At 67.8% G+C, this 23,041-nt stretch carries 25 protein-coding genes; 1 reads left to right on the forward strand and 24 read right to left on the reverse strand.

The genetic code is table 11. From position 1 onward, the window contains the following. Positions 1-23 precede the first annotated feature (23 nt). Genes ABIC78_RS13140 through ABIC78_RS13165 form a run of 6 tightly spaced genes read right to left on the reverse strand, consistent with a single transcriptional unit; the run spans position 24 to position 5,392 of the window. Positions 24-395, reverse strand: coding sequence for a response regulator (locus ABIC78_RS13140; RefSeq protein ID WP_022677527.1), 372 nt, complete (start codon positions 393-395; stop codon positions 24-26). Between the two features lie 20 nt (positions 396-415). Continuing rightward, complete coding sequence (locus tag ABIC78_RS13145) at positions 416-970, reverse strand: chemotaxis protein CheD (protein ID WP_022677528.1); 555 nt, start codon at positions 968-970, stop codon at positions 416-418. Between the two features lie 3 nt (positions 971-973). Further along, positions 974-2,014 carry a chemotaxis-specific protein-glutamate methyltransferase CheB gene (cheB, locus tag ABIC78_RS13150; RefSeq protein WP_062788791.1) on the reverse strand — a complete coding sequence of 347 codons (1,041 nt, stop codon included), beginning with the start codon at positions 2,012-2,014 and terminating at the stop codon, positions 974-976. Beyond that, entirely contained in the window at positions 2,011-2,880 is an 870-nt protein-coding gene (locus ABIC78_RS13155; protein WP_171794966.1) for a CheR family methyltransferase, read from the reverse strand. Before ABIC78_RS13155 ends, cheB begins: the two co-directional genes overlap by 4 nt. Beyond that, the gene (locus tag ABIC78_RS13160) at positions 2,877-5,135 is read right to left on the reverse strand and encodes a chemotaxis protein CheA (RefSeq protein WP_354490153.1); all 2,259 of its coding nucleotides are present in this window, start codon (positions 5,133-5,135) and stop codon (positions 2,877-2,879) included. Before ABIC78_RS13160 ends, ABIC78_RS13155 begins: the two co-directional genes overlap by 4 nt. Beyond that, positions 5,132-5,392 carry an STAS domain-containing protein gene (locus tag ABIC78_RS13165; protein ID WP_022678594.1) on the reverse strand — a complete coding sequence of 87 codons (261 nt, stop codon included), beginning with the start codon at positions 5,390-5,392 and terminating at the stop codon, positions 5,132-5,134. Before ABIC78_RS13165 ends, ABIC78_RS13160 begins: the two co-directional genes overlap by 4 nt. 281 nt (positions 5,393-5,673) lie before the next feature. Between ABIC78_RS13165 and ABIC78_RS13170 the strand changes: the two genes are divergently transcribed. Beyond that, positions 5,674-6,714 (forward strand): chemotaxis protein CheB, encoded by a 1,041-nt coding sequence (locus ABIC78_RS13170; protein WP_354490155.1) that lies wholly within the window; start codon positions 5,674-5,676, stop codon positions 6,712-6,714. Positions 6,715-6,790: 76 nt separating this feature from the next. On the opposite strand, the gene ABIC78_RS13175 is transcribed toward ABIC78_RS13170, so the two are convergent. From ABIC78_RS13175 to ABIC78_RS13260, 18 genes are all read right to left on the reverse strand, one after another. After that, complete coding sequence (locus ABIC78_RS13175) at positions 6,791-7,162, reverse strand: flagellar export chaperone FliS (protein ID WP_022678596.1); 372 nt, start codon at positions 7,160-7,162, stop codon at positions 6,791-6,793. Positions 7,163-7,228: 66 nt separating this feature from the next. Continuing rightward, on the reverse strand, positions 7,229-8,701 hold the full coding sequence (gene fliD, locus ABIC78_RS13180; protein WP_354490157.1) for a flagellar filament capping protein FliD: 1,473 nt from the start codon (positions 8,699-8,701) through the stop codon (positions 7,229-7,231). 64 nt (positions 8,702-8,765) lie between these two features. Further along, positions 8,766-9,920: an EscU/YscU/HrcU family type III secretion system export apparatus switch protein gene (locus tag ABIC78_RS13185; RefSeq protein ID WP_354490159.1), complete on the reverse strand. Its 1,155-nt coding sequence runs from the start codon at positions 9,918-9,920 to the stop codon at positions 8,766-8,768. Positions 9,921-9,933: 13 nt separating this feature from the next. Continuing rightward, the gene (fliR, locus tag ABIC78_RS13190; RefSeq protein ID WP_354490161.1) at positions 9,934-10,716 is read right to left on the reverse strand and encodes a flagellar biosynthetic protein FliR; all 783 of its coding nucleotides are present in this window, start codon (positions 10,714-10,716) and stop codon (positions 9,934-9,936) included. 2 nt (positions 10,717-10,718) lie between these two features. Next, positions 10,719-10,991, reverse strand: a complete 273-nt coding sequence (locus ABIC78_RS13195) for a flagellar biosynthetic protein FliQ (protein WP_022678600.1) — start codon at positions 10,989-10,991, stop codon at positions 10,719-10,721. Between the two features lie 14 nt (positions 10,992-11,005). Beyond that, positions 11,006-11,743, reverse strand: coding sequence for a flagellar type III secretion system pore protein FliP (gene fliP / locus ABIC78_RS13200; RefSeq protein ID WP_216643042.1), 738 nt, complete (start codon positions 11,741-11,743; stop codon positions 11,006-11,008). 131 nt (positions 11,744-11,874) lie between these two features. Next, on the reverse strand, positions 11,875-12,147 hold the full coding sequence (locus tag ABIC78_RS13205) for a flagellar biosynthetic protein FliO (protein ID WP_054132429.1): 273 nt from the start codon (positions 12,145-12,147) through the stop codon (positions 11,875-11,877). Next, positions 12,147-12,422 (reverse strand): flagellar motor switch protein FliN, encoded by a 276-nt coding sequence (fliN, locus tag ABIC78_RS13210; RefSeq protein WP_022678603.1) that lies wholly within the window; start codon positions 12,420-12,422, stop codon positions 12,147-12,149. The genes ABIC78_RS13205 and fliN overlap by 1 nt, the downstream gene beginning before the upstream one ends. A 23-nt stretch (positions 12,423-12,445) precedes the next feature. Continuing rightward, positions 12,446-13,351: a FliM/FliN family flagellar motor switch protein gene (locus ABIC78_RS13215; RefSeq protein WP_354490164.1), complete on the reverse strand. Its 906-nt coding sequence runs from the start codon at positions 13,349-13,351 to the stop codon at positions 12,446-12,448. 53 nt (positions 13,352-13,404) lie between these two features. Continuing rightward, the gene (locus tag ABIC78_RS13220; protein ID WP_062787667.1) at positions 13,405-14,004 is read right to left on the reverse strand and encodes a flagellar basal body-associated FliL family protein; all 600 of its coding nucleotides are present in this window, start codon (positions 14,002-14,004) and stop codon (positions 13,405-13,407) included. Between the two features lie 57 nt (positions 14,005-14,061). Continuing rightward, entirely contained in the window at positions 14,062-15,879 is a 1,818-nt protein-coding gene (locus ABIC78_RS13225; protein ID WP_354490167.1) for a hypothetical protein, read from the reverse strand. Between the two features lie 38 nt (positions 15,880-15,917). Beyond that, positions 15,918-16,397: a hypothetical protein gene (locus ABIC78_RS13230; protein ID WP_216656093.1), complete on the reverse strand. Its 480-nt coding sequence runs from the start codon at positions 16,395-16,397 to the stop codon at positions 15,918-15,920. Between the two features lie 7 nt (positions 16,398-16,404). After that, positions 16,405-17,769, reverse strand: coding sequence for a FliI/YscN family ATPase (locus tag ABIC78_RS13235; RefSeq protein WP_502915679.1), 1,365 nt, complete (start codon positions 17,767-17,769; stop codon positions 16,405-16,407). Beyond that, positions 17,769-18,401, reverse strand: coding sequence for a FliH/SctL family protein (locus ABIC78_RS13240; protein WP_354490171.1), 633 nt, complete (start codon positions 18,399-18,401; stop codon positions 17,769-17,771). Before ABIC78_RS13240 ends, ABIC78_RS13235 begins: the two co-directional genes overlap by 1 nt. Next, positions 18,388-19,401 carry a flagellar motor switch protein FliG gene (fliG, locus tag ABIC78_RS13245; protein WP_028657629.1) on the reverse strand — a complete coding sequence of 338 codons (1,014 nt, stop codon included), beginning with the start codon at positions 19,399-19,401 and terminating at the stop codon, positions 18,388-18,390. The genes ABIC78_RS13240 and fliG overlap by 14 nt, the downstream gene beginning before the upstream one ends. A gap of 13 nt (positions 19,402-19,414) precedes the next feature. Next, positions 19,415-21,184 (reverse strand): flagellar basal-body MS-ring/collar protein FliF, encoded by a 1,770-nt coding sequence (fliF, locus tag ABIC78_RS13250; RefSeq protein WP_168352471.1) that lies wholly within the window; start codon positions 21,182-21,184, stop codon positions 19,415-19,417. Positions 21,185-21,187: 3 nt separating this feature from the next. Further along, positions 21,188-21,550, reverse strand: a complete 363-nt coding sequence (gene fliE / locus ABIC78_RS13255; RefSeq protein ID WP_354490173.1) for a flagellar hook-basal body complex protein FliE — start codon at positions 21,548-21,550, stop codon at positions 21,188-21,190. Then, positions 21,547-22,824 (reverse strand): sigma-54 interaction domain-containing protein, encoded by a 1,278-nt coding sequence (locus tag ABIC78_RS13260; RefSeq protein WP_051146260.1) that lies wholly within the window; start codon positions 22,822-22,824, stop codon positions 21,547-21,549. The genes fliE and ABIC78_RS13260 overlap by 4 nt, the downstream gene beginning before the upstream one ends. Between the last annotated feature and the right edge of the window lie 217 nt (positions 22,825-23,041).

The raw sequence follows: 23,041 nt of genomic DNA on the forward strand, positions 1-23,041 counted from the left end.
TTCAGGACTGCGATGGCCATGGCCTAGTGCGACACGCGGCGCACGGCCGCGACCAGCTTGGCCGGGTCGAACGGCTTGACGATCCAGCCGGTCGCCCCGGCGGCGCGGGCGCGGGCTTTCTTTTCTTCCGAGCTTTCGGTGGTTAGCACCAGGATCGGGCGATCGCGGTGGCGGCTGCCCTCGCGCAGGCGCTCGATCAGGCCAAAGCCATCCAGCCTTGGCATGTTGATATCGGTGATCACCACATCGACTTCGTTGAGGGCCAGCCAGTCGAGCGCGGCGATGCCGTCCTCGGCCTGCGAGACATCGAAGCCTTGCGAGGTGAGTGCGTGGTTGAGCAGGGCCCGCATCGACGGGCTGTCGTCTACGGTCAGGATCCGGGTGGTAGTGGTCATGCCTGGACTCGCTTTTCCATTCAGAACAGTTCGACATCGCCCAGCGATTTGGCCGGACGCGCAGTGGGTTGCACAGGTGGCGCAAGCCGGTCTTCCACCGTACGGAGGCGGACCTGGCCCGATGCCGGGCGGAAATCGACGCGCCGCGCCTGGGTCCCGCCAAGGTCTTCGCGCAGCAGCGCGATGCCTTCGTTGGCGAGGAACTTGCGCGCGAACTCGGCATTGACCGAGCCGATCTTCATCATGTTGCGGTTGACGTTGGCCCCGCCATAAAGGTGCGCCTTGAGCTTTGACTTGCGCGCGCCCTTGGCCAGCATCTCGTTGACCAGCAGTTCCATCAGATAGAGGCCGTAGTGTTCGTCCACTGCAGTGTCATAGCCGGCGGGCGGCTCTGCCAGCAGGAAGTGGTTCATGCCGCCCACGCGGGCTTCGGGATCGAACAGGCAGGTGGCCACGCAACTGCCCAGCACGGTCGAATATTCCAGGCTCTTGTCGGCGCTGGCCAGGGCCTGGCCCTGCATCACGGTGATCCGTTCCAGGCCGCTGGGGTTGGGTAGGATGGGTTTGTGAAACATGGCTCAGGCCGCCTTGCTGAAGGCGTGGCGGGCGATGTGCCCGATCGGCGCCACCACCTTGGCCGCGCCCAGCGAGATGGCGGCGCGCGGCATGCCAAAAACGGTGCAGGTCGCCTCGTCCTGGGCAATCGTGCGCGCGCCCTTCTGGGCCATGGCGAGCAGGCCCTTGGCCCCGTCAGAGCCCATGCCCGTCAACAGGATGCCCACGGCCTGGGCGCCGACCACTTCGGCGACAGACGAAAACAGCACGTCAACCGAAGGCAGGTGGCCCGACACCGCCTCGCCGCGGCGCAGCTTGGCGTGCAGGCTGGTGGTGCCGCCGATGCCCAGGTGGCGATCATCGCCCGGTGCCAGATAGACGTTGCCCTCGCGCAGCGGCATGTCGGGCTCGGCCAACTGGATGCGCGGCGGGCAATTCTGGTCGAGCGTGCGCGCCACGGCCGGGGCAAAGCGTTCGTTGATGTGCTGCACGATCAGTGTGGGCGGGCAATCGGCCGGGAAATCCGACAGCAGGATCTGCAGGGCTTCTACCCCGCCGGTGGACGAGCCGATGGCGATGAGGCGCGGGCGATCGGCGATCGACAGCCGCGCCTGGCTGGCGATGCGGCTGGTCGGCACGGCCGGGGCCGGCGCGCCGCGCGGGGCAAAGCGCACTTTGGACGCGCTGCGGATCATGTTCGCCAGGCGGCCGCTGTCTTCCAGCGTCATGCCTTGACCCATCTCGCTCTTGGCGTAGCAATCGACCGCCCCCAGCGCGAGCGCGCGGGCCGTGGTATCGTTGCCCTGCTGGGTGGCGCCCGACACGATGATCACCGGCGTCGGGCGCAGCTGCATGATCTTTTCCAGGAAATCCAGGCCATTCATGCCCGGCATTTCCACGTCGAGCGTGACCACGTCGGGGTCCAGCTCGCGGATCATCTGGCGCCCTTCGGCGGCATTGGCGGCGGCGGCCACCACTTCGATATCCGGCTCTTTCGACAGCCGGTTCATGAGGATGGCCCGCATCGTGGGCGAATCCTCGACAATCACCACGCGGATCGTCATGCCGCCCTCCTCGAATAGATCGTTGGTCCCATGTTCGCCAGTTCTTCCAGAGCCGGGCCGGTGACCCGCTCGCTGTGGCCGATATAGAGGTGGCCGCCGCGCACGAGCTTTTCGGCAAAGCGCGCCACGAGCCGTTCCTTGGTTGGATTGTCGAAATAGATCATCACGTTGCGGCAAAAGATCACGTCAAAGGCGCCGGCCATCGGCCAATCGCCCAAGAGGTTGAGGTGGCGGAAGCGCAACAGCGCCTGCGCCTCGGGCGCGATCGTGGCTTCCTGGCCATCGGGCACGGTCCAGGCACGGCGCAGCGCCTCGGGCACGGGCTTGAGGTCTTCCTGGCGATAGCGCGCGGCCTGGGCCTTGGTGATCGCGTGGGTGGCAATGTCGCTGGCCAGGATGCGGATGTCGCGCCGCGCCAGCTTGAGCCCTTCGCTGCGATCCGGGCCAAGCAGCGTCATCACCAGCGACCAGATTTCCTCGCCACTGGAACAGCCGGCCGACCAGATGCGCACTTTGCCGCCGCGATCGAGCTGTTCGATCAGGTGGGGCCGCACGACCTGGGCGAAATGCTCGAAATGGTGCGCCTCGCGATAGAAGAACGTGTGGTTGGTGGTCAGTGCGCAGATCGCCTTGGTGCGTTCGGCCGCATCCTCGCGAATGCGCAAAACATAGGCGCCGAATGTCTGGCAGCCCGAATCGCGCACCAGCGGCGCCAGGCGCGAATAGACCAGCATGGCCTTGCCCGGCGGCAGCACGATCCCTGCCTCGCGATGGGCGATCTCGCTCACCGCCTGGAAATCGGCGGCGTCATAAACCCCCGGGCTGACGCCGGGCAGGCTGACGTCGAAGGCGGCGTGAACGCTCATGCGGCTTCCGCCAGCCCGTGCGGGTGCGACAGGTCCATCTGGCCATGTTCGGCCATGCTGCGCGCGACCAGGCCGTCGACATCGACAATCAACGCCACGCGCCCATCGCCCAGGATGGTGGCGCCGGCCACGCCCTCTACCGAGCGGTAGTGGGTATCCAGGCTCTTGATCACCACCTGGCGCTGATCGACGATCGAATCCACCAGCAGCGCGGCGCGACCGGCACCTTCGGTTTCCACCACGATCAGCACACCATCCTGCGGCGCTTCCACCGCGCCATAGGCGCCCACCGCCACGTGCAGCGGCACCACCGGGATAAAGCGGCCGCGCACGTTCATCATCGCGCGGTTGGAGCCCAGGCCTTTGACGTCTTCCACCGCCGGACGCAGCGATTCGACGACGTTGGCCAGCGGGACGACCAGCGTCTGGTCACCGACATTGACCACCATGCCGTCGGAAATGGCGAGGGTGAGCGGCAGGGTAAGCGTGAACGTGGTGCCCACGCCCTGTTCGGATTCGATGGTGATGCGCCCGCCCAGGTCCTTCACGTTCTGGCGCACCACATCCATGCCCACACCGCGCCCGGAAATATTGGACACGGTCTGCGCGGTGGAAAAGCCCGGCGCAAAGATCAGCAGGTCGATCTCTTCCTTCGAGAGCTGGGCATCGGGCGCAACCAGGCCCTTTTCGATGGCCTTGGCCAGCACGCGTTCGCGGTTGATGCCGCGCCCATCGTCGCCAATGCGGATCAGGATGCGGCCCGAGCGGTGCTCGGCCGAAAGGGTCAGCGTGCCTTCGGCGCTCTTGCCGGCGGCGAGCCGCTCCTCGGGCTTTTCGATGCCATGGTCCACCGCGTTGCGGATCAGGTGAGTCAGCGGTTCACCCAGCCGCTCGATCACGGTCTTGTCCAGTTCGGTGCTCTCGCCCGAAACTTCCAGGCGCACGTGCTTGCCGGTGCTGGCCGACAGTTCGCGCATGATGCGCGGCACGCGGCTGAACACCGAGCCGATCGGCTGGGCACGGATCGCCATGGCGCTTTCCTGGATATCGCGCGTCAGGCCATCGAGCACGGCGATTTCCTCGCTCGCGGCCAGGCCTTCGCTCGACAGGCGCTGGGCCATCATCGCCTGGGCGATGACCAGCTCGCCCACGGCATCGATCAGCTTGTCGAGCTTGGACAGCTCGATACGGATCGATTGGCCGGGCGCGGGCGGGGCTGGCGGCGTGGCCGCTGCAGCCACGGCTGCCGGCGCGGCCGGCGGTGCAACCGGTGCCGGCGGCGCGCTTGGCGGGGCGGCAGGGTCTGCGGCTGCGGGCGGCGCGGGTTGCGCGGCGGCCGGCTGTGGCGCTGGCGCGGGGGCCGGCACCGAAACCGGCGGCGGCGCGGCGGCGGCGGGCACGGCAGGCGCGGGGGCTGCCGGCAGGCGCACCGCCGGCATCACGGCTTCGCTGCCGATGGCGATTTCGCAATCGTCGCCCACGAAATCGAAAATGTCCCGCACGCTCGCTTCGTCAACGCTGCCGGGCATGCGGAACGTCCAGCCCAGATAGCCCATGCCGGGATCGAGCACGTCGAGGTGCGGCACTGCGCCAACCTCGCAATCGACGCAGGCGCCGCCCAGCTCCAGCACCTCGCGCAGCATCAGCATCGGCTCGCTGCCGTTGCGCATGGCGCCGGCATGGGGGCGGATCTTGACGATCCAACCGGCCGCGCCCTCTGCCTTGTCGCTGGCTGCCATGGCGCCGGCAATGCTGTCGAGCATCGAATCGAAATCGAGGCCCATGTCATCGAACGCGGCGTCGTCGCTGCTGCTGCTGGCCGGTGCCGCTTCTGGCGCGGGCGCCGGTTCATGCGCCGCTGCCGGCGCGGCGCCGGCATTGGCGGCCATCGCGGCGGTCATTTCAGCCTGGAGCGCGGCATCGTCGGGCGTGTCGCCCTGGCCGCGCGCGGCCATGACATGGTCGCTCAGCGTATCGAGCGCGCGCAGCAGCAGATCGATCAGCGGCTCGGTGATCGCCACGGTGCCATCGCGCACGTCGGACAGCAGCGTCTCGAACGTGTGGGTATAGGCCTGCAACGCGATGAAGCCAAAGGCGCCGGCGCCACCCTTGATCGAGTGGACGCCGCGAAACACGGCATTGACGGTATCGGCGTCCTGCGTGCCTTCCTTGCACGCGGCCAGGCCCTGTTCGGCCGCGGCCAGCGATTCCTCGCACTCGGCAAAGAAGATCGCCTGGATTTCTTCCGCGTTCATGCGTGCGCTCCGTCAAAGAGTTCGGTTTCCAGCCCGATCTGGCGGGCGGCTTCGCGCAGGGCGGGCGAGGGTTCGATCACCGCGCCATCGCCGCTGCGCCGCGCGCTGACCAGAACCTGGAACATCGCCTGGCCCACATGGGTGCAGGCCGTGCCATCGATCTGCAGCGGGCCGGTGCCCAGCGCCGCCACCAGTTCGGGCAGCAGCACCTCGGCAGCCGCCCGGTCGCAGCGGGGTGGCAGAGTGATCGTGGGCATCGCGTCGGTTTCCCCTCGATAGCGCAATGACGTGAAGTCAGCTTTCTGGCGGCCGCTGCGTGGGGCGAATCGGCCGTTGCCAAGGGTTTGGCGCGGGCCGTGGGCAACACGGTGGCGGGTGGTCGACACAGGCTTAGCGGCAAGGGGGAAAGGCGCGCTTTCCGCGCTCTTAGGGTGAGATACCTAGGGGCGCGGATGGAATTTGCACCGGGCTCGCTGGCTATGGATGGGCTTGCAGATGGCGCCGTGACAGTGGCGCCCAGACGAAGGTTTCATGATCCATGCACGAAGCTCGCGTTCTTGTGGTGGACGATTCGGCGGCGATGCGCGCGCTGTTTTCGGACATCCTCGACCAGACCAAGAATGTTGTCGTCGTCGGCGCTGCCGCCAATGCGGCAGACGCGCGCGAACGCATTGCGGATCTCAAACCCAACGTGATCACGCTCGACGTGGAAATGCCGGGGATGAGCGGGATCGAGTTCCTGGAAGAGATCATGGGCAGCAACCCGCTGCCGGTGGTGATGCTCTCCAGCCTGACCCAGGCCGGCACGGAAACCTCGCTCAAGGCGTTCGAGCTGGGCGCGGTGGAATGCTTTCCCAAGCCGCTCAAGGCCACGCCCGAACAGTTTGCCAAGACCGTGGGCAAGCTGGGCAAGATCGTGCTGGCCGCGGCCAATTCCAACGTGCGTGACCGGTCAAAGCAGCAGGCCAAGCGCGAGGCAGCCGCCGCCGAAGCGGCCAAGTTCACCTGGAACGGGCGCTTCGTGGCGTTCAGTGCCTCGATGGGCGGGATCGACGCGCTGACCACGATCCTGTCCGAATGGCCCGATGAATGCCCGCCCACGGTGATCTGCCTTCAGGCCGAACCGATGCTGGCCGAAACCTTTATCAAGCGTCTCGATACCGATCTGGGCTGCAGCGTGAAGATCGCCCGCGATGGCGCTGCGCTCGCCCAGGGCACGATCCACATCGCCGCCGATCCCGATCGCCACGTGGTGATCGAACCGGGCCAGCCGCCCAAGATCCGCCTGATGGAGCGCGAGCCGGTGGAGGGCTCGCGCCCTTCGGCCAACCTGCTCTATGGCTCGATCGCCCGCGCCGGCATTCCGGCCGTGGGCGCGCTGCTCACCGGCATGGGCAACGATGGCGCCAAGGGTTTGAAGCTGCTGCACGACAGCGGCATGGACACGATCGTGCAAGATCCCAAGAGCGCCCTGGTCAGCGAGGCGCCAAGCGCCGCGATCGAGATCGGCGCTGCCGGCCGCCAGATCGCGCTCGATGATCTGGGCGCGGCAGTGATCGGCCTGTGCAACCAGAGCTGAGCCAGGGACCAGAAACGGCAAGGCCCGGTGACGCTATGGTGTCACCGGGCCTTGTGGCTGTGCGGAAAACGCGTGATCAGTGGCCCATCATGGCCTGGCGGATTTCCAGGAAATCCTGGCGGATGGTGTCCATCTTGGCGCCATCGAAGCGCAGCGCGCTATCAAGCACGGTGCGCCGGGCCGACTGGTAGAGCTGGATCAGCGCCGGGCCGGTAGGCGTCTGGCTGTCCACGCCCATCTGCAGCGCGGTCAGCGCCGAAACCGCGCGGGTCAGTGCCGCGCTCTTGGCGGCATTGTCGCCGGTCTTTTCGGCATAGATCGCCCGGCCGAGCGAGCCGGCCACCTGTTCCAGGCACAGGTCGACCAATTGGCGCGGGTTGGCGCCGTGCACCCGCGCCTCGAAATCGACGCGGCGATAGGCTTCCCCCGGATCGCGGTTATAGCGCATGTCAGAACCCGTTGCCCCTCTGGTAATTCACGCTGCTGGTATGGTCGGTCACGATCGCGTCTGGCATCAGCCGCTCTTGTTGTTCCACGCCGAGATCTGGTTGGTCAGGAACGTCAGCGTCGATTGCGAATCCGAAACCTTGGTGGCCAGGGCGGCATAGCGCGTCAGCAACTGGCTGCGCAGCGTGGCCTGCTGGTTCTGCAGATCGGTCAATTGCGTGGTCAGCGTCGCCTGCTTGGTGCCCAGCGAGGTGATTACCCCGCCCAGCGAGCCTGGATCGGTGGTCGATGCCACCGAGCGCGAGATCGAATCGAACGTGGCATAGACGCCATAGAGGCCGTTGGTGAACATGGCCGCAACGCCATCGGGGTTCTTGCTCAGCGAATTGCCGAGCACCGTGGTATCGAGGCTGAACGTGCCATCGCGGTTGATCTTGAGGCCCAGGTCGCTGAGCGTGCTGGGCTGGCCGCTGGCGGCATTGGGCATGACCACCTTGCTGGCCAGCGTGGTCAGCGTCTGGCGCAGCGATCGCGCGCCGGGATTGTTGTTGAGCGAACCATTGGTGGGATCGGTATCCGACGTCAGCGTGCTGACCACCTGGTTCAGCGCATCGACCAGATCGGTCATCGCCGTCTGGATCGCGCTCGACGGATCGGAAAAGGTGATCGTCGTGGGCGCGCCGGTGTTGGTGCCGGTCAGCTTGAGCGTAAGGCCGGGCGCCGCATCGGTGATGGTGTTCGACGTGGCGGTGCGTGCCACGCCATCGAGCGTATAGGCCGCATCGGTGGCGGTGGACTTGAGCCGGGTGGCGTCGCCCGCCGGCGTCCAGGCCAGGCCAGCCAGCGTGGTATCGCCGGCGGCCGGCGTGGTTTCGATCTGAAAGCCGTTGGCCGCGCCATCGGCGCCCTTGATCACCAACTGCGCGCCGCTCGCCCCGGTGGCGACATAGGCCGAAACCCCCGCGCCTGTGGCGTTGATCTTTTGCGCCAGGGTCGAGAGCGTATCGCTGCTGGTCAGCGTGATATCGACTTGCGACCGGCTGGAATCGGCGGTGAAGGCGCCGCCTGCCACGGTGCCAAAGCGCAACGTGAACGTGCCCGTTCCCACCGCGCTGGCGGTCGAGGCCATGGCTGGGCTGACCAGCGTCTGCCCCTTGGCCAGCTGCGTGACTTCCAGCGTGGAGGTGCCGCTGCCGGTGAGCGTGCCCTTGCTGACTGTGGCCACGGTGCTGTTGGTGATCGTGGGCGTGACCGCCAGATCGCCGGTGCGCACCCGGTCACCCAGCGAACTGGCGAGCGAACTGATCATCGACTTGAGCGTCGAGGCATCGGAAATCTGCGTGGCGACCTTGCTCTGCTTGGCGTTGACCGCATCGATCCGCGCGGCATATTGCGCGGCGGAAAGCTGGTCGGCCAGGCCCGAGCTGTCGATCGTGCTGGCGCCCAGCGACGCCAGCAGCTTGGCCGTCGCCGAAGACGACGAAGTGGTCGAGGTGCTGGTCGACGCCGAAGTCGACGATGTCGATGAGGTCGTGGTCATACGTTCAAGAACGTCCGGCGGTTGAGGAGATTAAGGGCATTTCACCCGCGCGGCACGCGTGCCGTCAGACCAGCGCTTCGGGCCGGCCATCGGCGTCGAAGCGCAGCGCGACGGGCACATTCACCATCGGCGCGGGCGGGGTATCGCCGCGCTTCAGTGACATGACGAACGCCAGGATCGCCGCGATCGGGCCATAGAGTTCCTCGCGGATCACCTGCCGCTCGCGCGTGGTGTAATAGACCGAGCGGGCCAGCGCGGGATATTCCAGCGTGGGCAGGGCCAGTTCGGCCGCCAGTTCGCGCATGGCCAGCGCCTTTTCCCCGCGCCCCTTGGCCAGCACGATCGGCGCGGGCGCCAGATCGGGATCATAGGCCAGCGCCACGGCAAAGTGGGTGGGGTTGGTAATCACGAACTGCGCCTCGCGCATGGCCTTGTTGACCCCAGCCATGGCGATCTGGCGCTGGCGGCTGCGGATCGCCGATTTCTTTTCGGGCGAGCCTTCGCTTTCCTTGGTTTCGTCGCGGATGTCCTGAAGGCTCATGCGCAGGCGCATAAAACGGCGCACGAACTGCACCGGAAAATCGATCAGCGCGATCACCACCAGACCCGAGGCCAGCAGGACCAGCAGCGAGAGCATGGCATCCCAGGCATAGCCCAGCTGCCCGGCCAGCGCGCCCTGGGTGATCTGCCCGCCGCCCAGGCCAACCAGCGCCATTACCCGCCCGCGCATCCAGACATAGGCCATGGTGCCCAGCAGCGTCACCTTGGCCAGGCCCTTGGCCAGCTCGATCAGCCCCTGGATGCCGAACATGCGCGCCAGCCCCTTGGCGGGATCGAGCCGCGACCCCTTGGGCGCGAGGTTGCCCGCGTTCCACCGGCCAGACGAAAATGCCAGCTGCGACACCAGCGCCACCGCGATCAGCCCCACGCCCAGCACCAGCACCGGCGGCAGCACATCGATCAGCGCGCGCGCCAGGCGCTGGCCCGGATCGAAATGATCCAGGCTGTCGCGGTCCCACGAAAAGCCGCTGCGCGTCACCTGGCCCAACTGGCCCAGCAGCCAGGGCCCGGCCAGCCACAGCCAGGCAATCCCGGCAAAGATCCCAGCCGCCGTGCCCAACTCGCGCGAGCGCAGCACGTCGCCATTTTGTGCGGCATCGCGTTTGCGCTTTTCGGTAGGGGCGAATGTCTTTTCACCGCTGCCTTCGCCCTCTGCCATGGCCGCTGCGCTCCTATTTCACCAGCAGCGCCTGGGCCTGGCCCAGGCCCAGGGCGACCAGATCGGTCAGCGCATCATCGAGCAGCGGGGCCGAGGCGATCAGCGCGGCAATGCCGCCGAGCACGCCCATCGGCAGGCCCAGGGCAAAGATATTGAGGCTGGGCGCCGATCGCGCCAGCATGCCAAAAGTCAACTGCACCAGCAAGAGCAGCAGCACCACCGGCAGGGCGATGGCGAGGGCGGACACGAACATCTGCGTGCCGAACCCCACGATCAGCCCCATGCGATCGGGCGTGAACCAGCCGCCACCGGGCGGAAACGCGCGATAGCTTTCCACCAGCAGCGAAAACCATTGCAGGTGCGCGCCCAGGCCCAGGAAGATCACCGTGAGCAGCACCGAGAAATACTGCCCCAGCGCCGGCGAATGCGCGCCCGATACCGGATCGGCGGCGGTGGCAATGCTCATGCCCATGCTCGCGCCGATCATTTCGGCGGCGATCATCGGCGCGGCAAAGGCGAATTGCAGCACGAAGCCCAGCGCCAGCCCGATCACCACCTCGCCCGCCGTGGCCAGCAGGCCGGGCAGCGAAAACAGCGCGGCGGGTGCCGGGATCGTGGTCCAGTTGCACAGCATCACCGCCAGGCCCCCGGCCAGCACCACGCGCACCTGCATCGGCACTTGCTGGCTGCCGAACAGCGGGACGGCAAACAGCGCCGCGCCGCACCGCGTCATCAGGAAGATCATCCGCCAGAATTCGGTCTCCAGCGCGCCGAACCCGAAATTCATCGCGATCATCGTTACTGCCCCGTCGCCGCGATCTGGGCGAAAACGTCGGTCATGAAATCGGCGATCAGCCCCAGCATCGCCCCGCCCAGCAGCACCAGGATCAGCGCGGTCACCGCCAGCTTGGGCACGAACGTAAGGGTCTGTTCGTTGACCGAGGTGGCCGCCTGGATGATGCCCACCACCAGGCCAACGGCGAGGCTGGCCAGCAGCACGGGCGCGGCCACCAGCGCGGTGGTCCACAGCATGCGATCGGCAAGGGCGAGAAGCGAGGCCATGTCGTCCATGATCGTGCCCGCCCCTAGCCGAAGCTCGACGCCAGGCTGCCCATCAGCAGCGCCCAGCCATCGACCAGCACGAACAACAGGATCTTGAACGGCAGCGATACCACCGTGGGTGACATCATCATCATGCCCAGGCTCATCAGCACCGAGGAAACCACCAGGTCGATCACCAGGAACGGCAGGAACAGCATGAAGCCGATCTGGAACGCCGTTTTCAGCTCGCTGGTCACGAACGCGGGCAGCAGGATCGAAAAGGGAATGTCGCGCGTCGCCTGGTAATGCGGCGCCTTGGCCATGTCAGTGAACATCAGCAGGTCACGCTGGCGCGTCTGCCGCACCATGAAGGCGTGGAATTCCATGCCCGCCGTGCCGATCGCCTGCTCGGCGTTAATCTGCCCGGTCGAATAGGGCTGGATCGCGTTGGCATTCACCTTGTCGAGCGTGGGCGCCATCACGAACAGCGAGAGAAACAGCGACAGCCCGATCAGGATCTGGTTGGGCGGCGATTGCTGCAGGCCCAATGCCGTGCGCAGGATCGAGAGCACGACCAGGATGCGGGTAAAGCTGGTCATCATCAGGATCAGCGATGGCAGGATCGTGAGCAGCCCCATGATGAGCAGGAGCTGCAACGACAGCGACAGGCTGCCCTGCGACTGCGCCCCGGCGATCTGGCTGAATGCGCGGTCGAGTGCGCCGGGAATGGCGGTCTGGCCCGGCGCGCTCTGGGCGAAGGCAGCGGTGGGGAAGAGGAGCAGCGTTAGTGCAAGGTTTCGCACCACTCCCCGGCCCCCTCCTCTGAAGAGGAGGGGGAGAAAGGGCCGATAAGCCCCCTCCTCTTCAGAGGAGGGGGTTGGGGGGTGGTGGATGCCGCCCACAACATTGCCCCTCACGCCACATCCTCCCGCTTGCGCGCTGGCGCTTCGGCCAGGCGCACCAGGCCGTTCTTCGAGGTGGACACCAGGATCTCGCGATCGTGGAATTCGATCACCGCCAGGCGCAGCGTGGGCGAAAGCATCTGCGTTTCCACGATCTTGACCGCGCGGCTGCCGGTAGAGGTGCCGAACTTGCCTTCAAACCGCTTGGCCAGGCGCAGCGAGCCCCAGGCCATGCCGGCAATCAGCGGCAGCACGACCATCAGCTTGAGAATGTACCACAGCATCACGCCGCATCCTTGCGCGGGGCGTTTTCGCTGCCGGCCAGTTCGACGATGCGCAGGCCAAAGCGATCACCCTGGGCAACCACTTCGCCGCGCGCGATCAGCTTGCCGTTGACCATCACGTCGAGCAGTTCATCGGTCAGCCGGTCGAGCATGACCACGCTTTCCTCGTTCAGCGCCAGCACGTCCTTGAGCTTCATCTCGGTGCGGCCCAGTTCGACGGTGAGGCGCACATCGACATCCTTGAGGAAATCGAAACCGCGCGGTTGAAACGACATTGTGAAACCCCCCAAATGAAATCTTAGAAAATCTGCGAAAGCTGCACGGCCAGGCGATCGTCCACCGCGCCCACCGTGCCATGGCCGATGGTGTGCCCAGCCACGCGCAAGGGCACCGCCCGCGCCACCGGCACGGGCAGGATCTGGCCCACTTCCAGCGCCGAAATCGCCGCCAGCGGCACCCGCATGTTGACCAGCACGGCGCTGAGCGGCAGCGGCACATCGGCAAAGGGCGCGGCGCGCGGATCGGCCGGGGCATGCTCGGCGCTGACGGGCGGGCGCTCGCCATTGGCGAACAGCGCGGCCAGCGTGTCATAGGGAAAGGCCATCTCGATCGCCCAGGCCGGGCGGCCGGGCTCGGTAATCGAAAAGACCAGCGCGACGATATGCTCGTCGTTGCCGAACGGCGCCAGGTGATCGATGTTGCCCTCGCGGCGCAGCGGGCGGATCACGTCGGCAGTTTCGGCGCCCAGCGCGCTGGCCAGGCACCCCGCCAGCATGGCTTCCAGCCGCTGCACCATCAGTTCGGCCGACAGCGGCAACTCGCGCGGCAATTGCTGCGGTGCCACGCCCGCGCCGCCAAACGCGCGATCGACCAGCCGCAGCACCACTTCGCCGGCCACCATGCCCAGGATGCGGTCATTGGCCGCGCCCGCGCCAAACAGCGTATAGGCCCCCAGGTTGCGGTGGCCCATCACCTGCATCGTGGCGTAATCGGAATAGACGGTGCGTTCGGGACGGCTGCATTCCACCAGGGGTTCATCGCCGCCCAGCAGCCCGGCCAGGGCGCTGCCCAATTCGCGCGCCAGCTTTTCGGCCGTGCGGCTGAGCGCCGTGACCAGGTCTGCCTGGCTCGCTCCGGGGCGCAGCAGTTGCGGGCAGTGGCTTGCCACTACCCGCTCTGCCACGAATTCCCGTTCAGGCTTCATCGTCTTGCTTCCCCATTGCCCGTAAAGTGCCCGTCAATCCGCAAACCTGCGGCTCACTGCACGATGAATTGCTTGAAATAGACCGCATCCACCCCGCCAAAGCCTTCGGTGTCGGTCAGCACCTTGTTGATCGCGGCGGTCATGCGCTGCTGCAGGCGCTGCTTGCCCTGGGTGGTTTCCACGTCGGTATCGGGCGTATCGGCCAGGACGGTGAGCAGGGCTGAACGGATCGCCAGCTCGTGCTTCTTCATCCACATCACCACGCGATAATCACGGCGCGTCGATGCCGCGATCGAGGCCTGGACCAGGCGATCGCTGTCCTTGAGGTTCGAGGTGAAATCGTCGGAAAACGAATAGTAGACGGTGCGGTATTCGCTGCCGCCTTCGCCTTCCACTTCCTTGGCCCCGCCTTCGCCTTCGCCGCCTTCCTTGGCGACGGGGGCATAGGGGTCTTCCTCGCCCTTGCGGATCAGCTTGGGCTTGTTGTCTTCATGGATGACCACTTGCGGCCCACCCAGGATGTGCATGGCAAACAGGGCGTAGACCCCGCCACCACCCATCACCAGCGTGGCCACGACCACGCCGATGAGCACCACAAGACCGCCCTTTTTCTTCTTGGGCGCGTCCTTGTCCTTTTCCTTCTTGTCGCTCATGCCGGTTCCTTGATCGTCAGATGGCCAGGGGATTGAGGCGTCGATTTACGCGCGGGATCACGCGTAGACGCCGCCCTGGGCCGTGTCGGGCTCGTCGCTCCGGTCCGGCGAGCGGCGGGCGGCAAGGCCCGCGCTGTCCGGCGCCGCGGCGCGTTGCGGCTGGCGCGGATCGCCACCCTGGCCCTGTGAAGGGGTTTGTGATTGCGACTGGCCGGCAAACGCCTGGCCAGATCCACTCTGGCTGGCGCCGTTCTGGCCCGAAGTGTTCTGGCTCGATGCGTTTTGGCCTGCCGGGTTTTGGCCAGCCGAGTTTTGGTTGGCGGCCGTGCCGGCGTCTGCACGGCTGGCGGCCAGCACGGCGGGGGCAAAGCCGGGATCGGCGCTGGCCATGGTCACGGTCAGGCCATCGTCCTTTTGCCGGAACTGCAGATCGATCCGCCCGAACGTGCCATGGGCCAGCGTGGCAGCCACCGTGGCGCCCTGGCCATCCTGGCGGGCACGGGCCACGGCATCGACCAGCGCGGCAACCTGCGCGCCGGGGATAGTGGCGTCAGGCGCCGGACCAGTGATGGCTGGCGTAGCCACTGGCTGGGGCGCGGCCACGGCGAGGGCGGAAAGGGGCAGCGGCGCCACGGCAGTGGCGCTGGCTGGTGCCAGGGGCGTTGCGGCCGGTTCGGCTTCGGCCGGTGACGCTGGCTCTGCAGAAACTGGCTGCTGCGGCTGGCGCGCCGCCAGCACCTGTTGCGTCGCAATCGGCGCAGTGGGCACAGCGGGCGCGGGGGCGTGCGCGATCGTGGTGGCAACCGGGGCAGGCGCCGGGGCAGCCGCTGCGGCTTGCGGCACCAGTGCCAGCGGTTCAGCCACGGTGGCAGCGGGCGCGTTGCTATCGGCCGGGGCGAGCGGCCGCGGTGTCGCCAGCCCGGCCGGCATCATGGGGTTCGTCAGCGTTTCCGGGCGAGGCTGGCCAGCCTGGGGCACGGCCATCGGCCCGGGCGCGGCTGGTTGCGCAAGCGCTGGCTGCATCGCTCGCGCCGGTGCCGGGGCATGCGCGATGGCCTGCTCTGGCGCGGGCGTGGCCGGGGCGGCAGGCAGCATGATTGGCGCAGGGATGCTGGCCAGGGCCAGGCTGGCTGCGGCCGGGGCCGCGACAGGGTCGGCAGGCGTTGCATCACCGGGTGCCGCCGGGGTGGCGGCTGCGGCGGTTTCGTCTGCTGCCAGATCATCGGCATCGGCCTTTGCATCAGGACTGGCGGCGTGGCGCAGGGCCAGCAGGCTGGCCATCGCGCGATGCGTCACCACCGGCATGGCGGTCGGCGGCGTTGCCTCTGGCACAGCGGGCGCCGAATCTGGCGTGACGGGCGGCGCTGCGCCGTGCAGGGGTGCCGGCATCGCTGCGGACGGCAGCACTTGCGCGGGTGCTGGTAGGGGCGCAGGCGCAGTGCCGGCGACAGGCTGGCTTGCCATCGGCGTGGCAACAACCGGTGCAGCAACAACCGGTGCGACGACAACCGGCGCAGGGCTCGGCGCCACGGCGGGAGCCGCCGCCACAGCCACAGCTGAGTCGGGAGCGTGCGCTTTAGGCGTGACGGCCTTGCCGTTTGCCGGCAAGATATTGCCGGTTTCGGCCAGCAGGCTTGCCGTGGCCGGTAGCGGCAGTTCCGCCGGGGTGGCAGGCGCGCTCAGCTCGGCCGGAATGGCGGCGGTGGCGGGCAGGGCCGCTGGCAGGGCCGCTGGCAGGGTCTCTGCCGTGTCGAGAAGCGCAGCAAATCCGGTGGTTTCGCCCGGTTGCGCCGGTCCGGCGACAATCGCTGCCGTAGCGCCCGCCATGATGGCGGGGGCGGATGAAGCGGCAGTGGGGGTGGCAATCGATACCATCGCGGTACAAGCTCCTGGGCGGTATGCCCACGGTTAATTCAAGAGCCGTGCCAATCGCCCGAATGCGGCATAGGGATGGTTTCGGATGCGGGCTCTTCGCGGTTGCGCGCGGCGCCCAGCGGGGTGCCGGCCTGGGCGCGGACTCGGGCCAGGGCCTGCGCCTCTGCCGCGATGCGATCGGCCACGGCAGCGCGGCGCCGCTCGGCCGCGGCCACTTCGGCGGCGCGGGCATCGGCAATGCGGCGGGCGGTGTCGATTTCGCCGGCAGTGCTGCGGGCAATGCGTTCGAGACCCGCGCGAAATGCGCCAAGGTGGGCCAATGCCGCGCCATCATCGGCATCGGTGCGCGCGGCATAGCTGTCTGCCAGGGTGCCGGTGCGCTCGGCCAGGTGCTGCAGCTGGGCCAGCGTGCTCTCGGCCTGGCCAGCGGCCAGCATCGCCTGGCGATGGCCGATCTCGCGCAGCTTTTCCAGCCGGCGCAGCCGCACCAGCCGCTGGTTGCGGGCCTTGATCGTCATGGCGCGCTCAGCCGCCCAGCAACTGGGTCAATTGGTTAATGCAGCTGTCCAGTGGCACGATGTCCTGCGCGGGTTGCATCAGGAAATCGGCCAGCGCGCCGTGCATGGCGATCGCTTGGTCCAGCTGCGGGTCGGCCCCCTGGCGATAGGCCCCCATCAGCACCAGATCGCGGTTGGCCTCATAGGCGGCGATCAGCGCGCGAAACTGCCGGGCCAGGGCCTGATGCTGCGGGCTGGTGATGTCGGTCATCACCCGGCTGAGCGAGGCGGGAATGTCGATCGCGGGATAGTGCCCGCGCTGCGCCAGATCGCGCGACAGTACGATGTGCCCATCCAGGATCGAGCGGGCGGTATCGACCACCGGATCGTCCTGGTTGTCGCCATCGGCCAGCACGGTGTAAAGCCCGGTGATCGAGCCGCCACTGGCCGCCGAATTGCCGGCGCGCTCGACCAGCTTGGTGATCGTCGCCAGTGCCGATGGGGGATAGCCGCGCGCCGCGCCCGGTTCGCCCAGCAGCAGCGCGATTTCGCGCCCGGCATGGGCCACGCGCGTCAGGCTGTCCATGATCAGCAGGACGCGCCGCCCCTGGGCGCGGAAATATTCGGCCAGCGCCGTGGCCATCATCGCCCCACGAATGCGCAGGTTGGGCGCATGGTCGGCCGGCACGGCGATCACCGCGCTGTGCGCGCGCTTGTTGCCGGCCATGTGCCGCTCGACAAAGTCCGACACTTCGCGCGCGCGCTCGCCGATCAGGCCAACGATGACGATTTCGGCCTGGGCGCCATGGGCGACCATGTCGAGCAGCACCGATTTGCCCACGCCCGATCCGGCCATGATGCCGATGCGCTGGCCCACGCCGAACGTGGTCAGGGCGTTGAGCGCGCGCACCCCGGTATCGAACGATTGCCGCACCGGGCTGCGATCGAGCGCGCCGGCGCGCACGCCGCCGGCCGGCCATTCGGCATGGGTGGCGAGCGGCGGTCCGCCGTCGATGGGATGGCCTTCTCCATCCACCGCGCGGCCCAGGAACGCCTCGCCCACCGGCACCATGCCGGGCCGCCCTTCGGGCCGCACATAGGCGCCGGGGCGCAACAGCACCGGATCGCCCAGCAGCATCATCAGGCTGCGGCCATTGCGAAAGCCGATGACTTCGGCCGCCAGATCGCCGCGCCCGTGGGCGATGCGGCATTGCGTGCCGATCGGCACCGACAGACCCGACACTTCCAGCAGCCCGCCATCGCAGGCGCTGAGCCGGCCATAGCGGCGCGGGGCAAGATCGGGATGGGCGCCAGCCAGGCGCGCCAGCAATGGCAGCGCGAGATGCAGGCCGCCGGTGGTGCGATCAAGGCTGCTGCCATCGGCTGGCGGCATCAGCATTGCCGCAGCGCCTCTTCCACCGCGCGGCGCCATTGCAGCGGGCCATCTTCCACTCCGCCCAGCGCGCCATCGACGCGCACGGCGCCGCGTTCCAGACTGGAATCGGGTTCGCAGTGCCAGTCTTCGGGCAAGTGCTGGCCCACCAGCGCCAGGTCTTCGGGATGCAGGCGGATCACGCGGGCATCTTCGGCGCGGGCCAGCATCTGCGCGGCGCGGCGCACGCGCTGCTCCAGCGCGGCGGGATCGATCGCGGCATCGGCCAGCACCGCCTCGCACAGGGCCAGCACCGTCTGGCGCAGCCGCTGCTCCAGCGCATCGATCTGCGCGGCGTCCATGGCGCGCAAGGCGCTTTCGATACGGTGGCGCGCGGCGTCCTGGGTGGCGGCATCGGCCTGTGCCTGGGCCAGCGCGGCAGCCTGGCCGGCGGCAAAACCATCGGCGCGGGCGCGCTCGATCGGGTCTTCGCGTTCGGGTTCGGGCATGGCGGCAAATTCGGCCGGGGGCGTCACCGGTATCCGGGCAAAGCGCGGGTCGAGCGTAAAGCCCTGCGATTGCGTCGGCACCGCGCCCCAGGCGCGCAAGGTGCGCCCTGGTTCGGGAATGCGCAGCACGTCAGACATAGTCATCGTCACCCGAACCGAACACGATCACCCCTTCGGCCGAAAGGCGGCGAGCGGCGGTGATCATGGCCTTCTGCGCCTCGGTCACCTCGGCGCGCTTGAGGCGGCCGCGCGCGGCGATCTCGTCGCGCACGCCATCGGCGGCGCGGCTCGACATGGCGCGGAAGAACACCTCGCGCTGCGGTTCCTCGATGCCCTTGAGCGCGGCGATCAGCGTGTCGCTGTCCACCTCGCGCAGCATGGCGCCCATCGATTGCGCATCCAGCACATAGAGATGCTCGAACTTGAACATCTCGTTCTCGATTTCCTTGGCGAGGGCTTTGTCCATCTTGGTGAGTTCGGGCATGACCCGCTTCTCCACCGCCTTGGCCGCGGCGTTGATGATCTCGGCCGCCTCGCGCGGGCCACCCATGGTCAGGGCAGAGCGGCTGTGGATCGCCACGATGCGGCGGGTCAGCACCTCTTCCAGCATACGCAGCGCCTCGGCCGAAACCTTGCCCAGCGTGGCAATGCGGTGGACCACCTGGGTCTGGATCGTTTCGGGCAGGCCGTGCAGCACGGCGGCGGCCACTTCCGGGTCGATCTGCACCAGCAGCACGGCAATTGCCTGGGGGTGCTCGCCGCGCACCAGCGGGATCAGCACTTCGGGGTTGAGCCAGCGTGCCAGTTCCAGGGCCGAGGTATCCTGCGCCGCTTCGGGCGCGATGCGGTGCATCAGGTTGACGGCCTTCACCTCGCCCACCGCGCGCGTCATCAGATCGCGCACCTGGCCCACGCGATCGTGCGCGGTCAGGCCCAGGCGCTCGGTCCGCTCGACAAAGCCGGTGATCGACTGGGCGATGGCCACCGGGCCGATCTCGCCCAGCGCGCACATCTTTTCGCCCAGCAGACGCAGTTCCTTGGGATCGAGCTGCGCCAGCAGATCGGCCGCCTGCTGGTCTTCCAGCAGCATGACCATGACGGCGGCCAGTTCGGGATCGGTCATGCTGCCCAAACCCTCTGCCATGTCGCTGTCCATGTTATGAGGCGCCTTCTTCGCTCGGTTCCTTCAGCATCTGGCGCAGCACGGCCACGGCGCTGTCGGGCTTTTCCTGGACCAGGCGCTGGGCCAGGCCCACCTGGCGGCTGAGCAGTTCGGTATCGATCGCGCCGGTTTCATCCTGCGCTGGCGCCAGCATCGGCTTGATCATGCCTGTGGTGGGCCCAGGGCCGATCTCGCGGCTGGGGCGCGGGGCGTTGGGATCGGCAGCGCCCTCGGCGCGTGCGGCGTTGGCCTCCTCTGCGTCCTCGTCGTCGTCTTCGCTGGCGGCGGCCTTGCCCTTCTTGCGGGCGTCCTTGCCCTTGGCCGATGCACCGCCATCGCGGCGCAGCGCCTTGATCAGCGGGCGCACGCCCAGCAGCAGCGTCAAAAGCACCGCCACCAGCGCCACGCCGTTGCGCACCGCCATGGCAAACCAGGGCTGTTCATAGAACTTGGGCGGGGTGATGTCGGCCGGGTTGAACGCGCGCACCGCCACGGCCACCTGGTCCCCGCGCGTGGGATCGGCGCCCACGGCCGCGCTCACCAGCTGCTTGATCTGGTCGATCTCGGCCGGCTTGGCCTTGGCCAGCACGGCCGAAGACAGCGCCACCGCCACAGTCAGGCGGCGGATCTTGCCCGGTGTATTGTTGGTCACCGCCACTTCGCGGCCCAGTTCATAGGTTTTCGAAGACGAGCTTTCGCCATTGCTGGGCGCCGCGCCCGATGGGCTGGGCGAGGGCGTGCCCTGCGGCGCGCCAACCGCGGCGGTGGTGGGCGCGGGCGGGGTGTTGGACAAGACACCCGGCACGCCCACCGCGCCCGGCCCGCTGGTCTGCGAGGCGGATTGCTGCTCGGTGCGCACCGCGCCCTGCTTGTCATAGCTTTCGCGGGCAGAGGTGACCTGGTCCATGTCCAGATCGACCTGCACCTCGCTGGAAAAGTTGCCTTCGCCCAGCATCGGGGTCAGCAGCTGGGAAATCTGCTCGCGCAGCTTGTCTTCCAGCCGGCCCTGGATTTCCAGGCGATCAGCATCGCCCGGCTTGTCGGCCGACAGCAGGCGCCCGTGCTGGTCGATCACCTTGACCGCATCGACCGAGAGTTCCGGCACCGATCCGGCCACCAGGTTGACGATCGCCGAAACCTGGCTGGTGGCCAGTTGCCGCCCCTTGGCCAGGCGCACCATGACCGAGGCAGAGGGCGCGGCGGTATCGCGCACGAAGACCGATTTTTCCGGCTGGGCCAGGTGCACGCGCACGGCCTCCACCCCGTCGATCTGCATGATGGTCAGTTCCAGCTCGCGCTCGCGCGCGGCTTGCAGCCGCTGCCCTTCCAGGGTGCGGCTGGCCCCCATCGGCAGCTTGTCGATCATCTGCTCGCCGGTTTCGGGTGTGGCCACCGCGCCATCGGATGCCGCCACCATGCGCGCCTTGTAGAGGTCGTTTTCCCCCACGGTGATCGCGCCGGTGGAATTGTCGATGTGATAGGCGATCGCCGCCTTGTCGAGCGCGGCCGTCACCTGCGCGCGCTCTGCATCCGACAGATCGGAATAGAGCATGCGCTGCGGCGCGGGCGCCATGGTCAGCCACAACAGCCCGGTCAGCCCGGCGGCGGTAATCCCGCCGAACCACGGCAACATGCGGCGCAGTGGCGGCTGGCGCAGGAATGCCCCCATCCGGGCGGGCAGGGCACCGCCGGCCGGATCGGTCAAGGGCGCCAGAAGCGAGGGTGGCGGGCTGCCACCGGCCCCCACGGGAACCAGATCGGCCATCTATCAGACCCCCATCCGCATGATGTCCTGGTAGGCGGTCAACAGCTTGTTGCGCACCTGCAGCGTGGCTTCAAAGGCAACGCCGGCTTCCTGGCGGGCCAGCATCACCTTGGCGACATCGACCGTCTCGCCCTTTTCATAGGCCGCGCTGATGCCGTCGGCCTTGGTCTGGCTGGCATTGACCGTGTCGAGCGCTGACTTGAGCGCGTCGGTAAAGCCACCGGTCGGCGAATTGGTTTCGGCCGGAATCCCGCTTTCGGGCGTGCGGATCTGTTGCAGCAGGTGTGAGCGATCGATGATCTGCTGGCGCATGGCCATGATCTGCTGGATGCCGCCCCCGGCGCCTATGCCGTTGATCGCGCTCATCGCCGGCCTCCTGCCACGGCGATGCCGGCTTCACGGAAGCTGGCCAAGCGATAGCGCAGGGTGCGTTCGGAAATGCCCAGCTGACGCGCCGCTTCCACGCGGCTGCCGCCGCACGCTTCCAGCGTGGCCAGGATCGCGCGCGCTTCGGAAAGCTGGACGATGTTGGACAGCTTGCCCGCCTGGGGGGCGCGGACTTCGGCCAGGGCTGCATCGCTGGCGGGGCTGCGCGCGGGGCGGTCGAACACGATATGCTCGGGGCCGATTTCGGCCTGGTCGCCCGCCAGCAGCAGGGCGCGGCGCACCACGTTTTCCAGCTCGCGCACATTGCCGGGCCAGCCGTGGCAGCCCAGCATGGCCAGCGCCGCGTCCGACAGCCAGGGCAGCGGCCGATCGGCCGGCGCGTGGCGCATCATCAGGGCAAAGGCCAGCGGCGCGATATCATCGGGCCGCTCGGCCAGTGCGCGCAGCGTCAGCGGAAAAACGTTGAGCCGGTAATAGAGATCGGCGCGGAACCGCCCGTCTTCCACCTCGGTTGGCAGATCGCGGTTGGCGCAGGCGATGATGCGCACGTCCACCTTGACCGGCTGGGTCGCGCCCAGTGGCACCACTTCGCCTTCCTGCAGCGCGCGCAGCAGCTTGGCTTGCAGCGACAGCGGCATTTCGGCGATTTCATCCAGCAGCAGCGTGCCCCCATGGGCCGCGCGGAAAAAGCCTTCGCCCGCCGCGCTGGCGCCGGTGAACGCGCCCTTCTGGTGGCCGAACAACAGCGCTTCCAGCATGGTTTCAGGCATCGCGGCGCAGTTGACGCCGATGAACGGCTTGTCGTGGCGCGGGCTGGCGGCGTGGATGAACCGGCTCAACACTTCCTTGCCGGTGCCGGTGGGGCCGTTGATCAGCACGGGGATGTCGCTGACGGCCAGACGCTCGGCCAGCGCCAGGATCGATAGGGTTTCGGGATCGGCGGCAATCGGCATGCCGGGCGCGGTGGCGCAGGCGATGATCGCGGCCAGCGCGCTTTCCGACAGCGGATCGGCATAGCGCACCACGTGGCGCTTGCCATTGGCCATGCGCGCCAGCGCCGGCTGCGCCCCGCGTTCCAGCACCACCGCCGGGCGGCGCGGATCGAGCGCGCCCACATCGGTTGAATCGGCCAGCACGGGCAGGGGGCCCATGCCCGGCGTATTGAGCACCGCTGCAGCGCGCATGATCAGCGCGCCGTGGCGCGCCTGCGCCTGCCCGCTTATCGGCAATCTGTCGCCGCAATCGCTGTTCATCACTTTGACCCCCGTCTTAACCATATCCACGACGCTGTTTTTCGCGCGAAACCGTCAAATGGTGTGAAACTTTAAGATCAGCGACCGTGCTAAGGGGAAACACGTATACGGCGCCGCCGCAAAACCGCTGACCGGCAAGATTTTGCCCTTAAATTGCCGCCCATCCTGCCGGTCTTTGCCGTGCAGCCGGTCAATCCCTGGACTGGCAGCGATTGGG

This window comes from Novosphingobium sp. 1529 (assembly GCF_040544855.1).
Taxonomy (GTDB): Bacteria; Pseudomonadota; Alphaproteobacteria; order Sphingomonadales; family Sphingomonadaceae; genus Novosphingobium; species Novosphingobium capsulatum.

Bases quoted from the DNA above. Each gene is read 5' to 3' on its own strand.
- ABIC78_RS13165 (WP_022678594.1), bottom strand. From the start codon at position 5,392: ATGCCCACGATCACTCTGCCACCCCGCTGCGACCGGGCGGCTGCCGAG.
- fliE (WP_354490173.1), bottom strand. From the start codon at position 21,550: ATGAGCGCGATCAACGGCATAGGCGCCGGGGGCGGCATCCAGCAGATC.
- cheB (WP_062788791.1), bottom strand. From the start codon at position 2,014: ATGACGATCCGCGTGGTGATTGTCGAGGATTCGCCCACGATGCGGGCC.
- ABIC78_RS13155 (WP_171794966.1), bottom strand. From the start codon at position 2,880: ATGAGCGTTCACGCCGCCTTCGACGTCAGCCTGCCCGGCGTCAGCCCG.
- fliG (WP_028657629.1), bottom strand. From the start codon at position 19,401: ATGGCAGAGGGTTTGGGCAGCATGACCGATCCCGAACTGGCCGCCGTC.
- ABIC78_RS13175 (WP_022678596.1), bottom strand. From the start codon at position 7,162: ATGCGCTATAACCGCGATCCGGGGGAAGCCTATCGCCGCGTCGATTTC.
- fliD (WP_354490157.1), bottom strand. From the start codon at position 8,701: ATGACCACGACCTCATCGACATCGTCGACTTCGGCGTCGACCAGCACC.
- ABIC78_RS13260 (WP_051146260.1), bottom strand. From the start codon at position 22,824: ATGAACAGCGATTGCGGCGACAGATTGCCGATAAGCGGGCAGGCGCAG.
- ABIC78_RS13185 (WP_354490159.1), bottom strand. From the start codon at position 9,920: ATGGCAGAGGGCGAAGGCAGCGGTGAAAAGACATTCGCCCCTACCGAA.
- ABIC78_RS13240 (WP_354490171.1), bottom strand. From the start codon at position 18,401: ATGACTATGTCTGACGTGCTGCGCATTCCCGAACCAGGGCGCACCTTG.
- ABIC78_RS13230 (WP_216656093.1), bottom strand. From the start codon at position 16,397: ATGACGATCAAGGCCCGCAACCAGCGGCTGGTGCGGCTGCGCCGGCTG.
- fliN (WP_022678603.1), bottom strand. From the start codon at position 12,422: ATGTCGTTTCAACCGCGCGGTTTCGATTTCCTCAAGGATGTCGATGTG.
- ABIC78_RS13170 (WP_354490155.1), top strand. From the start codon at position 5,674: ATGCACGAAGCTCGCGTTCTTGTGGTGGACGATTCGGCGGCGATGCGC.
- ABIC78_RS13220 (WP_062787667.1), bottom strand. From the start codon at position 14,004: ATGAGCGACAAGAAGGAAAAGGACAAGGACGCGCCCAAGAAGAAAAAG.
- ABIC78_RS13235 (WP_502915679.1), bottom strand. From the start codon at position 17,769: ATGCCGCCAGCCGATGGCAGCAGCCTTGATCGCACCACCGGCGGCCTG.
- ABIC78_RS13205 (WP_054132429.1), bottom strand. From the start codon at position 12,147: ATGCTGTGGTACATTCTCAAGCTGATGGTCGTGCTGCCGCTGATTGCC.
- ABIC78_RS13215 (WP_354490164.1), bottom strand. From the start codon at position 13,351: ATGAAGCCTGAACGGGAATTCGTGGCAGAGCGGGTAGTGGCAAGCCAC.
- fliF (WP_168352471.1), bottom strand. From the start codon at position 21,184: ATGGCCGATCTGGTTCCCGTGGGGGCCGGTGGCAGCCCGCCACCCTCG.
- ABIC78_RS13160 (WP_354490153.1), bottom strand. From the start codon at position 5,135: ATGAACGCGGAAGAAATCCAGGCGATCTTCTTTGCCGAGTGCGAGGAA.
- ABIC78_RS13145 (WP_022677528.1), bottom strand. From the start codon at position 970: ATGTTTCACAAACCCATCCTACCCAACCCCAGCGGCCTGGAACGGATC.
- ABIC78_RS13140 (WP_022677527.1), bottom strand. From the start codon at position 395: ATGACCACTACCACCCGGATCCTGACCGTAGACGACAGCCCGTCGATG.
- ABIC78_RS13225 (WP_354490167.1), bottom strand. From the start codon at position 15,879: ATGGTATCGATTGCCACCCCCACTGCCGCTTCATCCGCCCCCGCCATC.
- ABIC78_RS13195 (WP_022678600.1), bottom strand. From the start codon at position 10,991: ATGGACGACATGGCCTCGCTTCTCGCCCTTGCCGATCGCATGCTGTGG.
- fliR (WP_354490161.1), bottom strand. From the start codon at position 10,716: ATGATCGCGATGAATTTCGGGTTCGGCGCGCTGGAGACCGAATTCTGG.